The organism is Micromonospora sp. NPDC005203, assembly GCF_042872705.1.
Taxonomy (GTDB): domain Bacteria; phylum Actinomycetota; class Actinomycetes; order Mycobacteriales; family Micromonosporaceae; genus Micromonospora.
Genome location: NZ_JBIAKV010000011.1, coordinates 102063 through 115857 on the forward strand (window position 1 = coordinate 102063; position 13795 = coordinate 115857).

The 13795-nt window shown below is 72.1% G+C and carries 12 protein-coding genes; 10 read left to right on the top strand and 2 right to left on the bottom strand.

Annotated features, from left to right (window positions below; all coding sequences use genetic code 11):
• Nucleotides 1-144 precede the first annotated feature (144 nt).
• From ACFYPM_RS23210 to ACFYPM_RS23220, 3 genes are all read left to right on the top strand, one after another.
• Complete coding sequence (locus ACFYPM_RS23210; protein ID WP_387200471.1) at nt 145-1500, top strand: hemolysin family protein; 1356 nt, start codon at nt 145-147, stop codon at nt 1498-1500.
• Between the two features lie 52 nt (nt 1501-1552).
• Nucleotides 1553-2617 carry a hemolysin family protein gene (locus ACFYPM_RS23215; RefSeq protein ID WP_387200473.1) on the top strand — a complete coding sequence of 355 codons (1065 nt, stop codon included), beginning with the start codon at nt 1553-1555 and terminating at the stop codon, nt 2615-2617.
• Between the two features lie 125 nt (nt 2618-2742).
• Nucleotides 2743-3672 (top strand): sporulation protein, encoded by a 930-nt coding sequence (locus ACFYPM_RS23220; protein ID WP_387200476.1) that lies wholly within the window; start codon nt 2743-2745, stop codon nt 3670-3672.
• A gap of 112 nt (nt 3673-3784) precedes the next feature.
• Here the strand turns inward: ACFYPM_RS23220 and leuE are convergent, their stop codons facing one another.
• Together leuE and ACFYPM_RS23230 are read right to left on the bottom strand one after the other, a co-directional pair.
• Complete coding sequence (leuE, locus tag ACFYPM_RS23225; protein WP_387200760.1) at nt 3785-4456, bottom strand: leucine efflux protein LeuE; 672 nt, start codon at nt 4454-4456, stop codon at nt 3785-3787.
• Nucleotides 4456-5697 (bottom strand): bifunctional pyridoxamine 5'-phosphate oxidase family protein/GNAT family N-acetyltransferase, encoded by a 1242-nt coding sequence (locus ACFYPM_RS23230; protein WP_387200479.1) that lies wholly within the window; start codon nt 5695-5697, stop codon nt 4456-4458. The genes leuE and ACFYPM_RS23230 overlap by 1 nt, the downstream gene beginning before the upstream one ends.
• Before the next feature lie 36 nt (nt 5698-5733).
• On the opposite strand from ACFYPM_RS23230, the gene ACFYPM_RS23235 reads away from it, so the two are divergent.
• The 7 genes from ACFYPM_RS23235 (at nt 5734) to recA (ending at nt 13794) form a co-directional block, all read left to right on the top strand.
• Entirely contained in the window at nt 5734-7074 is a 1341-nt protein-coding gene (locus ACFYPM_RS23235; protein ID WP_387200482.1) for an aminotransferase class I/II-fold pyridoxal phosphate-dependent enzyme, read from the top strand.
• 497 nt (nt 7075-7571) lie between these two features.
• Nucleotides 7572-8276 carry a UdgX family uracil-DNA binding protein gene (locus ACFYPM_RS23240; protein WP_387200485.1) on the top strand — a complete coding sequence of 235 codons (705 nt, stop codon included), beginning with the start codon at nt 7572-7574 and terminating at the stop codon, nt 8274-8276.
• Nucleotides 8277-8479: 203 nt separating this feature from the next.
• On the top strand, nt 8480-10084 hold the full coding sequence (locus ACFYPM_RS23245) for a flavin monoamine oxidase family protein (protein WP_387200488.1): 1605 nt from the start codon (nt 8480-8482) through the stop codon (nt 10082-10084).
• A 101-nt stretch (nt 10085-10185) separates the two neighbouring features.
• The gene (locus ACFYPM_RS23250) at nt 10186-10776 is read left to right on the top strand and encodes a hypothetical protein (protein WP_387200491.1); all 591 of its coding nucleotides are present in this window, start codon (nt 10186-10188) and stop codon (nt 10774-10776) included.
• A 237-nt stretch (nt 10777-11013) separates the two neighbouring features.
• Nucleotides 11014-12357, top strand: coding sequence for an MFS transporter (locus ACFYPM_RS23255; RefSeq protein ID WP_387200494.1), 1344 nt, complete (start codon nt 11014-11016; stop codon nt 12355-12357).
• Nucleotides 12358-12362: 5 nt separating this feature from the next.
• Nucleotides 12363-12563, top strand: coding sequence for a DUF3046 domain-containing protein (locus ACFYPM_RS23260; protein ID WP_387200497.1), 201 nt, complete (start codon nt 12363-12365; stop codon nt 12561-12563).
• 184 nt (nt 12564-12747) lie between these two features.
• Nucleotides 12748-13794, top strand: a complete 1047-nt coding sequence (gene recA, locus ACFYPM_RS23265) for a recombinase RecA (protein WP_007456801.1) — start codon at nt 12748-12750, stop codon at nt 13792-13794.
• Nucleotide 13795 lies beyond the last annotated feature (1 nt).

The window sequence follows — 13795 nt, forward strand, 5'->3', positions numbered from 1 at the left end:
TTCGGCCCACCCCCAGCGGGGTCCCAGCCAGCGCCGATAAAATAGCGGCATGATCGACTCTTCTGCCCAGGAGGGCAGCAGTAGCCAGCCGGGTCGTGCCCGGCATATCCCCGTACCGACGACCCCGGGAGCCCTGAGCGACCCGTGTTGATCGTCGTTGGTCTCCTTCTGATAATTCTTCTCACTGCCGCCACCGGATACTTCGTGGCGCAGGAGTTCGGCTATGTCGCCGTGGACCGGGGCAAGCTGCGCCAGCTCGCCGATGACGGCGATCAGGCCGCCGCCCGGGCGCTGACCGTCACCAGCCGGCTCTCCTTCATGCTCTCCGGCGCGCAACTCGGCATCACCGTGACCGCCCTGCTGGTCGGCTACGTCGCCGAGCCGTACCTGGGCGGTGGCCTCGCCGACCTGCTCGGCGTGGCCGGCGTCAGCGAGGCGGTCAGCCTCCCGCTGTCGGTGGCGTTGGCCCTGGTCATCGCCACCGTCGTGCAGATGGTGCTCGGTGAGCTGGCCCCGAAGAACCTGGCCATCGCCCGGGCCGTGCAACTGGCCCGGGCGCTGAGCCGGTCCACCCTGATCTACCTGGCCGTCGCCGGGCCGCTGATCCGGCTCTTCGACCGGGCCTCGGTACGGCTGCTGCGGCGGATCGGCATCGAGCCGATCGAGGAGCTGCCCAGCGGCGCCACCCCGGCCGACCTGGAACAGATCATCGCCGAGTCCCGCGAGGAGGGCAGCCTCGACGCCGAGATGTCCACGCTGCTCGACCGAGGTCTGGACTTCCGCGAGCTGACCGCCGGGGAGGCCATGGTGCCCCGGGTCGACGTGCACACCGTACGGGCACACGAGCCGGTCAGCCGGGTGGTCGAGCTGCTGGACACCGGCCACTCCCGCTTCCCCGTACGCGGCACGGAGGGCGTCGACGACCTGCTCGGTGTCGTCGGCATCGCCGACGTGCTCGGCGTACCCCCGGGGGAGCGGGCCACCACCCCGGTGAGCGCGGTGGCCGGGCCGCCGCTGCTCGTACCGGAGACGTTGCCCCTGCCCACGGTGCTCGACCGGTTGCGGTCCGGGCATCGGCAGATGGCCTGCGTGGTCGACGAGTACGGCGGCTTCGCCGGGGTGATCACGCTGGAGGACATCGCCGAGGAGTTGGTCGGCCCGATCCGGGACGAGGACGACCCGCCGGACCGGGCACCGGCCCAGCAGGACGACGGGTCCTGGGTGGTGCCGGCGCGCTGGCGGATCGACGAGGTCGCCGACAGCACCGGCATCGCCCTGCCCGAGGCCCCGGAGTACGACACCCTGTCCGGACTGGTGATGCGGGAGCTGGGCCGGGTGCCGGAGGTCGGTGACCGGCTGGAGATCAGCCTGTTGCCCGAGGGCGCGGACGGCGAGGACAACGAGGCCGAGCCCCGGGCGCTGGTCGAGGTGCTGGCCGTGGACCGGCACGTGGCCGACTCGGTGCGGTTGCAGCTGACCAAACCGGGGGTGAGCGCGTGAGCGCGAGGAGTGAGCTTGCGAGTCCCACAGTCGCGAACGAAGGACAGCACCGATGAGCCCCGGGATCGCGCTGTTCAGTTCGGTGATCCTGCTGGCGCTGAACGGGTTCTTCGTGGCCGCCGAGTTCGCCCTGGTGGCCAGCAAGCGCTACCGCCTTGAGCAGGCGGCGGTGAACGGCGGTCGGGCGGCACGTGCCGCGCTGGACGGTGTCCGCGAGCTGTCGCTGATGCTGGCCGGCGCGCAGCTCGGCATCACGTTGTGCACCCTGGGTCTCGGCGCGCTGGCCGAGCCGGCGATCGAGCACCTGCTCAGCCCGCTGCTGCACGCGGTGGGCCTGCCGGACGCGGCCAGCCACCTCGTGGCCCTGGTCTTCGCCCTCGGGGTGGTCACCTTCCTGCACCTGGTGGTGGGGGAGATGGCGCCGAAGTCGTGGGCGATCACCGACGCGGAGCGTTCGGCGACGTTGTTGGCGTTGCCGTTCCGTGCCTTTGCCCGGGTGTCCCGGCCGGTGCTCTCCGCACTCAACGCCCTGGCCAACGCGATCCTGCGGCTGGTCGGGGTGAACCAGCAGGATCAGCTCGCCCAGGTGCACGGCCCGGACGAGCTGCGGATCCTGTTGGAGCAGTCCCGTGAGCACGGGCTGCTCGGCGCGGAGCAGCACCAGTTGCTGACCAGCATGCTGGAGTTGCAGGGCACGTCCGTGGCGCAGGTGATGGAACCGTTCGCCACCATGGTCACCGTCCGTCGGGACGACCCGGCCGAGCGGATCGAACAGGTCAGCCGGGACAGCGGCCGGTCCCGACTGGCGGTGCTCGACGAGGCGGGCGACGTCTGCGGTCTGGTGCACGTCCGGGAGGCGGTACGGGTGGTCACCACCGGCCGCGTCGCCACCGCCGGGTCGCTGATGACGCCCGCGTTCACCCTGCCCGCCACCTCCTCGGTCACCGAGGCGGTGGCGGCGATGCGGGGCCGGCAGTCGCAGCTCGCGTTGGTGCGAAACGGCGGTGGCCCGGCCCGACCGATCGGGTTCGTGGCGCTGGAGGACCTCCTGGAGGAGGTCATCGGTGAGTTCGACGACGAGACCGACACTGTGCCGCGCGGACGGCGGTTGCGCTGAGCCGCCCGACCCGGCCGCGCCACCGAGGTGCGGCCGGGTCGGTGCTGCGGGCGTGACGTCGCCTCGATGGGGTAGGCGCTGCCCGTACGGGGTCGGCGGGGCCCTGTCCCGGAAGGGGGCGTGTGGTGCGGCTGACAGGGGTGTCCCGGGAGTCCGGTCGGACCGGGCTCTCCGTGCAGACCACGCTGCCCAACCCGAGCACCCGGCCGGGACTGCGCCTGCCGGGGCGGGTGACCCTCGCCGCCGGGCCGGAGGACGTGCTGGTGCGACACGTCCGGCTCGGTCTGGTCACCACTGTCGAGCCGGACGATCCCGCCGCCGCCCGGCGGCTCATGCAGTTCCACCACCTGCCGATCGCCGGTCGGTTCGTCGTACCGGCCGGTCGGCGGCGGGCTGTCGACTTCGCGTTCCCCCTGCCGTGGGAGACCCCGGTGACCATCTTCGGCGGGGCGCCACTGCTGAGCCTGCGGATGGGCCTGCGGACCGAGGTGTCGCTCGATCCCGACCGTGACCAGGGGGCCATGGTGCCGGTCCTCGTGCACCCGCTCCCCACCCAGCAGCACGTGCTGGCGGCACTGGACACGTTGGGCTTCCTGATCCGCCAGTCCGGGTTGCAGGAGGGCGGGTTGCCCGGGGTCGAGCACACCCTGCCGTTGCACCAGCGCTGGGGCTACTGGGTGGGGCCGCTCTACGCCGGCCCGATCACCGAGCTGGAGGTGATCTTCGTGACCAACTCGGCGGGTCTGGAGGCGATCCTCTGGATGGATCGCCGACTGGCGCTGGCCGGGATCACCCACCAGAGCATCAGCCGGTTCCGGATCTGGCACGAGGACGCCGACCGCCGGGACTGGGTCGCCACCGTCGACGGTTGGATCCGCCAGGCGATCAACAGGCACGCCGCCGCTGCCGCGGACGCCGACTGGTCGGCGCAGATCGCGGGGTCCGCCCACGTCAGCCGCCATCCCGACGAGCCGGTCCGGTCCGGCTACGGCCTGGGCGGCACGGCGGGCAGCGGAGGCGTAGGAGGAGGCGGCTCCGGCGGAGACGGCACCTAACTTCCCTCCCCGCACCCCGCATCCCCACCCCGCGTTGGTCACGGGTTTACAGCTCCCACACGCCGGAGCGAGTGGGCTACAACCCCATGATCAACGCGGGGTGCGGCGGGAGTTAGCTGGCTGTGGCGGTGGCTAGCTTGAGGCTGAAGGCCAGGAAGAGGGCTGCTACGGCGGTGGTTCCGCCGGCGGCCAGGCGGCGGCGTTGGCGGAACTGGGCGGCCAGGAAGGTGCCCGCGAAGATCAACGCAGTGAGGTAGAGCGCGCTGGTCACCTGGGCGATCAGCCCGAGCAGCAGGAACGACAGCGCCGGCCAGGCGTAGTCGGGGTCGACGAACTGGATGAAGAACGAGATGAAGAACAGGATCGCCTTCGGGTTCAGCAGGCTGATCACCAGCGCCTTGCGGAACGGGCTGCGCATCGCCGCCGGCTCCGCGGCGTCGATGAGCCGCGGCGTGCTCGGGTCGTTGCGGTCGCGCCAGCGTCGCACGGCGCCGAGCAGCATGGTCACCCCGACATAACCGAGGTACGCGGCGCCGGCGTACTTGACCACCAGGAACAGCGGGGGGTACGCCTTGAGCAGCGACGCCACCCCGGCGGCGGAGAGGAACATCAGCACCCCGTCGCCGACGAACACACCACCGGCGGCCCGGTAGCCCACCGCGACGCCCCGCTTGGCCGCGGTGGAGAGCACGAAGAGCGAGTTCGGCCCGGGCAGCAGGATGATGGCCACGGTGCCCAGCACGTACGTCCAGATGTCGGTGATCCCCAGCACGCCCGCCATCATCACGCCGCCGGTGCCGTTCGCAGAAGTCTTTCGCGTAGCCGTGCCTGTGCCGTCGGCCACTCGTCGACGGTCATCGCGTACTGCACGGTGTCCCGCCAGGAGCCGTCCGGGCGTTGCCGGTGCATCCGCAGCACCCCTTCCCGGGTCGCGCCGAGCCGTTCGATGCCCGCCTGGGAGCGGACGTTGCGGATGTCGGTGTGCCAGGCCACCCGGACCGCGCCCAGGTCGTCGAAGGCCCGGCTGAGCAGCAGCAACTTCGCCTCGGTGTTGATTGCGGTACGCCACCAGGGCCGGCCGAGGAAGGTGTGTCCGATCGCCACCGACCGCCGCTGCGGGTCGATCTCGTAGTAGGAGGTGCTGCCCACCACCGACCCGGTCACCGCGCACCGCTGCACCCAGGCCACCCGCTCGCCGGCGTGCTGGGCGGCCAGGGCGCCGCGGATCACCTCGGCCGTCGCGGCAGGTGTGGTGGGCAGCGCGACGCTGAGGTGTCGCCACACCTGCGGGTCGGCAGTGGCGGCGTGCAGTTCGTCGGCGTGCGCCAGATCCAGTGGCTCCAACCGGACGTGCTCGCCGTGCAGAGCCACCGGGTCGTGCCAGGGCGTGCGGGCCGTGCGGAGAAACGCCGGCAGCGGTGCGGTGACCCCGGCGTCCGGCTCGGGTTGCCCGGCGGTCAGCCGCAGCGGCAGCACGCCGGCCCAGTGCGGCAGGTCCAGGTCGGCCTCGTCCTCGCGGACGCCACCGGAGCGGGTGCGGACCGACACCTCGTGCAGTGGCAGCGCCAGCACCGCGGTCTCGGCCAGCTCACGCCGACTGGGTGGGCGGGTGTCCGTGCTGCGCCCCGAGCCGACCTTCTCGACGAGCGCGGTGAGCATGGCGCTCTTCTCCCGCTCGTCGGTGACCAGTCGGGCGGTGCCGAGCGCGACCACCGAGCGGTAGTTGGCGCTGTGGTGGAACTGGGAGCGGGCGTAGACCAGACCGTCCAGCAGGGTCACCGTGACGCAGACCTCCAGCCCGTCATCGCGGGCGGCGAGCAGCGGGCGGCTGCCGGTGGAGCCGTGCAGGTAGAGCGTGTCGCCGATGCGGACGTGAAGGGTGGGCAGCACCCGTGGCTGGCCGTCGACGGTGAAGCCGAACGCACAGTGGTACGCCTCGTCGAGCACCGCGTGGGCGGCGGCCCGGTCGTAGGTCATCTTGTCGCGGGAGCGGTGGGGTGTGGTCCGGGCGGTAGGTGCGTACATGCGCGCGTCCCTTTGTTCTAGTACAATCTCTTGTTTGTGTCAGCACGCTATCAGCTCAGTGGAACGACGGCCGTCGAGATTTCGGCCAGCATCGAGTCGGGCATCCGTACGGGTGCCCTGCCGCCGGGGGCCGCGCTGCCGCCCGTACGGGCTCTCGCCGCCGAGTTGGGGGTCAGCCCCGCCACCGTGGCCCGCGCCTACCAGGACCTGCGTCAGCGCGGCCTGCTCGCCACCGCCGGGCGGCACGGCACCCGGGTGCGTCCGCGCCCGCCGGTGGCCGCCCGCCGCTCCGCGCTGCGCCCCCCGCCGTTGCCCGGCGCCCGGGACCTGTCCCGGGGCGAGCCCGACCCCCGGCTACTGCCGCCACTCGGCCCGCACCTGGCGGCCCTCGCCGCCGACAACGGCCCATCGGTCGGCTACTCCGACGCCGGGGTGTTGCCGGAGCTTGCCGAGGTGGCCCGCGCCCGGCTGGGCGCCGACGGCGTACCGGCCGGGGAGCTCACCCTCACCGGCGGCGCGCTGGACGGCATCGAACGGCTGCTCGGCGCACACCTGCGCCCCGGTGACGCGGTGGCGGTGGAGGATCCGGGCTGGGCCAACCTGCTCGACCTGGTCGCCGCGCTGGGCCTGCGCCCGATCGGCGTACCGCTCGACGACGAGGGGCCCCTGGTGGCCGGGGTGGCCTCCGCGTTGGCCGCCGGAGCGCGGGCGCTGGTGGTCACCAGCCGGGCGCAGAACCCGACCGGCGCGGCCGTCTCCGCCGCCCGCGCCGAGGCCCTGCGAGCGCTGCTCGCCGGTCGGCGGGACCTGTTGTTGATCGAGGACGACCACGCCGCGGAGTTGGCCCGCGTACCCCTGCACCCGCTGGCCGGGGCGACGTCGAGCTGGGCCTTCGTGCGCTCGGTGAGCAAACCCTTCGGCCCGGACCTGCGGCTCGCGGTGCTGGTCGGCGACGAGACCACGGTCGCCCGGGTGACCGGCCGCACCCGGGTCGGCGCCGGCTGGGTCTCCACCGTGTTGCAGCGGCTGGTCCTCGCCCTCTGGCAGGACCCGGCGGTCACCGAGCAGGTGCGGCGGGCGGCGCGGAGCTACGAGCAGCGGCGTACGGGGCTGCTGGCCGCACTGGCCGCGCACGGCCTGACCGCGCACGGCCGCAGCGGCATCAACGTCTGGCTCCCCGTGGCGGACGAGACAAGTGTGGTCACCGCCCTGCGCGACGCCGGCTGGGCGGTGGCCCCCGGCGCCCTCTACCGGATCGCCGCGCCACCCGCTGTCCGCATCTGCGTCAGCCCCCTGACCACCGACGATCTGGCTCCACTGGCAGCCGCCCTGGCTCAAGCCCAGAATCCCACTCCACCCCGAGGCTTCCAAACCTAACCCACCCCACCCCACCCCACCCCACCCCGCCCCGCCCCCCGCCCCGCCCCCCGCCCCGCCCCCCGCCCCGCCCCCCGCCCCGCCCCCCGCCCCCGCCCCCCGCCCCCGCCCCCGCGATCTTGCACTTTCTGTCGCCGATATGTCGAGAGATGCGGCATTAGTCCGGGCAGAAAGTGCAAGATCGCGGGGGATTCGGGGCGGACGAGGCGGGTATGCGGGGCTTCGGAGGTGGGGTCATGGCTTCAGGTGGGGCGCGTAAGGGAGTCTGGATCGCTGTCGCAGTGGCGATCATCATTATCATCATCGTGCTGATCGCGATAGCTTCCGGTGGGGATGGCGGCGGTAACGGGTACTGACGCGGGTCGGCGTCGCGCGCCGACGACCTGGCGTGGCCGGCAGCGTGTCGCGTCGCCGCCGGGAGGGCGCGGCACCGCGTCTCGGCACCGCGGCGCGGACGTACCGGGCGTGGGGCACCTGACGGGTATATAACAGTCGGCATGGCCGAGCAGACCGGGAGCGCTCCGGGCGCCCAGCGGTTCATCCCGCCCGACGCTGACACCATCGATGACCTGCGCACCGCGGCCGGTGGTTGCCGGGGTTGCGAGTTGTACCGCGACGCCTCGCAGACGGTGTTCGGCCGGGGCGACGAGAGCGCCCGGGTGGTGCTCGTCGGTGAGCAGCCCGGTGACCTGGAGGACCAGAAAGGGCTGCCGTTCGTCGGCCCCGCCGGACGGCTGCTGCGACGTGCCGTCGACGACGCTGGGCTGGAGCCGGGTCAGCTCTATCTCACCAACTCCGTGAAGCACTTCCGGTTCGAGTTGCGCGGCCGGCGGCGGATCCACCAGACGCCGGACCAGGTGCACGTCACCGCCTGCCGGCCCTGGCTGGTCGCCGAGTTCGCCCGGCTGCGTCCGGAGATCGTGGTGGTGCTCGGCGCCACCGCCGCCAAGGCGCTGCTCGGCCCGTCCTTCCGGGTCACCCGGCAGCGCGGCGAGTTGCTGCCCTGGCCCGAGTCGGCACAGCACCCGGAGGACTTCCGGCGGGTGCCGGTGGACAACTCCGGGAAGCGGGCCGACGCGCCCACGGCACGGCTGCTGGCCACCATCCACCCGTCCGCGGTGCTGCGCGCCGACGATCAGGACAAGGCGTACGAAGGGCTGGTCGCCGACCTTGCCGTCGTCACCCGTGCCCTCGCCGGGTAGGGACCGGCAGCCCCGTCCGCCCGTCAGTGGTCTCACCCGCCGCACCCGGGAGGTCGGCGACGCACTGCCGGGTCGGGGAATCTCCGTCGGAAGTGCCACCGTGGCCGAACGCCGAGGCGATACCCGCCAGAAACGACAATGCGCGATCCGCGTAACAGGTCCTCTACAGACTCACGGGAGTCGATCTTGTAGGGGAGGCCGTTATGAGCGATCAGACACAGTCGATGGTCAGCCGGCGTGGGTTCCTGCGGGCGGTCGGGGTCAGCGGCGGTGCCGGTGCGATGCTCGCCACGATGGGTGCCATGGGCCTCGCTCCCAGCGCGGCCGGAGTCCAGGTCCCCGCGTTCCGAGCGCCGGAGCGATCCGACTTCACCCTGACCGGGCGGTCGGGCGCCAGCGTGGTCGTTCTCGGCGGCGGCGTCGCGGGGCTCACCACCGCGTACGAGTTGGGCAAGGCCGGCTACGACTGCACGATCCTGGAGGCGCGACACCGCGTCGGTGGGCGGAACCTGACCATCCGGGGCGGCGACGTCGAGACCGACCTCGACGGACGCACCCAGCGGGCCGGTTTCTCCGACGGGGTCTACTTCAACGCCGGGCCGGGTCGGATCGCGCAGTGGATGCTCACCATGGACTACTGCCGGGAACTCGGCGTACCCATCGAGGTCTTCACCAACCAGAACGCCGACGCCTGGATCTACAACGAGTCCGCCGGGATGACCGAGCCGGTCCGGTACCGCACCGCCAAGGCCGACGTGTACGGCTACGTCTCGGAACTGCTCGCCAAGGCCACCGACCAGGGGGCGCTGGACGGCCGGCTGACCACCGACGATCGCGACCGGCTGCTGTCGTTCCTGCAGAGCTTCGGCGCGATCGGCGGGCGGGCCAGCGACTGGGCGTACACCGGGACCAGCCGGCGCGGCTTCTCCGGGTATCCGGGCGCGGGCAACGACGTGGGCACCGTGCTCGGCCCGCCGCCGCCGCTCTCCGACGTCTTCGCCAGCAACGTCGGCCGGTACTTCTCGTTCGAGCTGGGCTACGACCAGGCCATGCTGATGTTCCAGCCGGTCGGCGGGATGGACCAGATCCCGCGCGCCCTGGCCAAGGCCGTGGGGCCGAAGCGGGTACGCCTCAACGCCGAGGTGACCGGGGTGACCGACCGGGGCAGCCGGGTGGAGGTGACCTACCGGCAGGGTGGCCGGCAGTCGCAGATCACCGCCGACTACTGCGTGGCGGCGCTGCCGCCGCACCTGATGGCCCGGGTGCCGCACAATCTCGGCACCGAGGTGACCGCCGCCCTGGCCGACTTCCCGGTCACCGCCGCCGGCAAGATCGGCCTGGAGTACCGCAGCCGCTGGTGGGAGACCGACCAGCGGATCTACGGCGGCATCACCGAGACCGACCTGGACCTGTCGCACATCTGGTATCCGTCGTACGGCTTCCACGGCAGGCGCGGCCTGGTCGTCGGCTACTACAACACCGGGGCGAACGCCAGGGCGTACAGCGGGCTCGCGCCGGAACAGCGCAGAGAGCGTGCCGTCAGCCAGGGTGTGAAGATCCACGGCGACAAGTACCGCAGCGAGTTGGTCACCTCGTACTCGCACGCCTGGGACCGGACCCCCTACATCGAGGGCGCGTGGACCTCGCCCCGGTACGGCACACCCGGATACAACCTGCTGCTTCAGCCGGCCGGGCGGGTCTACTTCGCCGGGGACTGGCTGAGCCACGAGGTGGCCTGGCAGCACGGGGCGTTCGTGGCGGCCCGCTCGGCGGTCGCCGCGCTGCACCAGCGGGTGATGGCGGGCTGACCAACCCGGCCGTATGCCGTCCAGATCTTGGGCAGTTTCCGGTCGCGCGGATCGGCAACCGACACTGCGTCGCGGATCGCGTGGGTGGGTAACGGGTGTCGATGGACGTTGACAACGACGAGCGTCGCGCCGATGCGCCCGCTGTGGCCGCCGGGCGTCGCGAGAGATGGAGGCGGTTCCTCAATCGGGCGCCCGGCTTGCAGCTCATGGTCGTCTACTGGGTGCCGATGACGGTGGTCGTCGGGCTGCCGGTGCGCTGGCTCTTCGACCGACAGGAACCACTTGTCGAGGCCGTGCTTGGCGCCGCCCTGAACACCGTCTGGATCGGCCCGGCGATCTACCTGAGCAGGCGGTCGGCGGCCGAGCAGAATGCCCGTCGGGATCCCGAGGGGCACCCGCTGCGCGAGGCACTGCGTACCGGCAGCGTGCCCGAGGACGACGCGGTACGGGTTGGACTGCCCGGGTACCTCGCCGGGCAGCGGCAGGCCACCTGGGCGGCGCTGCTGTCCGTCCTGGGCATCTCCCTCGGGCTGATCCTGCTCGCCCTGCTCGCCGCCGACAGCGAGGGCTTCGCGGTGACCTTCGGCGTGGTCGCCGCCATCAGTGTGGTCGCCGCCGCGCTCACCCTGACCCGGATCCGCCGGCTCGCAGCCCTGCTGCCCGTGCCCAAACCACGACAACCGCGCGAGTAGGACAACCCGGGTACCCGCCCGCGCGCACGAACCCACGGCCGCGCAACGTCGGGGAAAGTGCTGCTTCCCGGCGCGCTGAGACAGCAGTTCCACCGAAGTTGAAATGATCTTGCGGCAGGCGGCAGGCGGCAGGCGGCAGGCAGCAGGCAGCAGGCGGCAGGCGGCTGTGGGCGAAACCCACTGCCGCTGGTCGGGGTGGGTGCGCGAGGATGGGTCATCCCGTCCCGAGGAGCGCCGATGGCGACCGACCTGACCGCGCCGCGTACCGCCGCCCGACCCGACGTCGCGTCGATCCAGCGGCGTACCCTGCGGCTGCTCTTCACCACCCAGATCATCGGTGGGATCGGCGTGACCATCGGCATCGCCGTGGGCGCGCTGCTCGCCGCGCGGATCGCCGGCACCGCGATGGCCGGTGTGGCGCAGAGCGCCGGGGTGGTGGGCGCGGCGTTGCTCGCCGTCCCGGTCACCCGAATCATGGCGCGGCACGGTCGCCGGCCCGGGCTGGTGCTGGCGTACGCGATCGGCGCCGTTGGCGGCGTACTGGTGGTGCTGGCTGCGGCCACCCGCTGGGTGCCGCTGCTCCTTCTCGGCATGCTGCTCTTCGGCGGGGGAACCGCCGCGAACCTCCAGGCCCGCTACACGGCTGTGGATCTCGCCGAGCCGGCCCGCCGAGGCCGGCAGCTCTCCCTGATCGTCTGGGCCACCACCATCGGCGCGGTGGCCGCGCCGAACTTCGCCGCGCTGGCCGACCGGGTCACCTCCGGTTGGGGGCTGCCCGCGCTGGCCGGCCCGTTCGCGTTCAGCGCGGCCGCGTTCGTGCTGGCTGCCGTCGTACTCCTCGGGTTGCTCCGGCCCGACCCGCTGCTCACCGCGCGCCGGCTCGCGGCGGCCGACGCACCCGCCGCCGGCCCGCCGCCGGCCACCGACGCGCCGGCGGCCGTCGCGCCGGTCAAGGTACGCGCGCCGCGCACCGCCGGGATGCGGACGGCCTGGTCGGTGGTACGCGGGCGGCCGGCCGCCCGGCTCGGCATCGCCGCGGTGGCGGTCGGTCACGTGGTGATGGTGGCGGTGATGGCGATGACGCCGGTCCGGCTCGGCGAGTCGCACGCCGACGCCGACGTGCTGCGGCTGGTCGGCATCGTGTTGAGCCTGCACATCGCCGGCATGTACGCGTTCTCCCCGGTGGTGGGCTGGCTCACCGACCGGCTCGGTCGGCGGGCGGTGATCCTGGGTGGGGTCGGGTTGTTGCTGGCCGCCTGCGCGGTCGCCGGCACCGCCGGGCACCACACACCCCGACTGTCGGTGGGTCTGGCCCTGCTCGGGCTGGGCTGGTCGGGCACGATGGTGGCCGGTTCGACCCTGTTGTCCGAGTCGGTGCCGGCCGACGTGCGGCCGAGCGTCCAGGGGTTCTGCGACCTGATCATGGGGTTGGCCGGGGCCGCTGCCGCCGTGGTGAGCGGGTTTGTCATGCAGCTCGCCGATTATCCGGTGCTCACCCTGCTCGCGGCGGTCGCGGCGGTGCCCCTGGTGGCGCTAGCGTTGCGCCCGGTGCCGACCGGGGCACCGGACGAGGAGGGCTGATCACTGTGCGGCTGACCGACTTCTGGACGCGCCTTGACGAGGCGTTCGGGCCCGGCTACGCGGCCAGCATCGCCCGCGACCAGGTGCTGTCGCAGCTCGGCGGACGGACCATCGAGCAGGCTCTGTCGTCGGGGGAGCAGACGCACGTGGTGTGGCGGGCGGTGTGTGCCGCGTACCCCGACCGAGTGCCCACCCGGCTACGCTGAGCAGCCTTTTCGTCGCTTCCGCGTGTCGCTTGTCGAGTCGTACACCTGTTCGGCTATTGTCCACAGCGGGGTGCTCGTCCACAGCTCGCGGCCCGTCGGCTGGTTTTCTGTCGGACCTAGCGCCTAGCGTGTCCGCGTGACGCGAAGCTCAGCAAAGACGCCGGCGAAGGCAGGGGTGGCAACCATGGCAGCAGGGCCTGACCGGGAGAAGGCACTCGACCTTGCTCTCGCTCAGATTGACAAGCAATTCGGCAAGGGCTCGGTGATGCGGCTGGGTGACCGGCCGGTCGTCCAGACCGCGATCATCCCGACCGGCTCCATCGCGCTCGACGTGGCGCTGGGCATCGGCGGTCTGCCGCGCGGCCGGGTGGTCGAGATCTATGGTCCCGAGTCCAGCGGTAAGACCACGGTGGCACTGCACGCGGTGGCCAACGCCCAGCGCAACGGCGGCATCGCCGCCTTCATCGACGCCGAGCACGCGCTCGACCCGGAGTACGCGAAGGCCCTCGGCGTCGATACCGACGCGATGCTGGTCTCGCAGCCGGACACCGGTGAGCAGGCGTTGGAGATCGCGGACATGCTGATCCGCTCCGGTGCCCTGGACATCATCGTGATCGACTCGGTGGCGGCCCTCGTGCCGCGCGCCGAGATCGAGGGCGAGATGGGCGACAGCCACGTGGGCCTCCAGGCCCGGCTGATGAGCCAGGCACTACGGAAGATCACCGGTGTGCTCAGCAACACCGGCACCACGGCGATCTTCATCAACCAGCTGCGGGAAAAGATCGGCGTCATGTTCGGCAGCCCGGAGACCACCACCGGTGGCCGGGCGCTGAAGTTCTACGCCTCGGTCCGGCTCGACGTGCGACGCATCGAGAGCCTCAAGGACGGCACCGACGTGGTCGGCAACCGCACCCGGGTCAAGGTCGTGAAGAACAAGGTCGCCGCGCCGTTCAAGCAGGCCGAGTTCGACATCATGTACGGCAAGGGCATCTCGCGTGAGGGCTCGCTGATCGACGTCGGCGTGGAGCAGGCGATCATCCGCAAGTCCGGAGCGTGGTACACGTACGACGGCGACCAGCTCGGCCAGGGCAAGGAGAAGGCCCGGGAGTTCCTGAAGGAAAACCCGGACGTGGCCGCCGAGATCGAGAAGAAGATCCTGGAGAAGCTCGGCGTCGGTGTCGGTGCGGGTGACGCCGCCGGTGGCCCCGAGCTGCCGCCTGTCGACTTCTGAC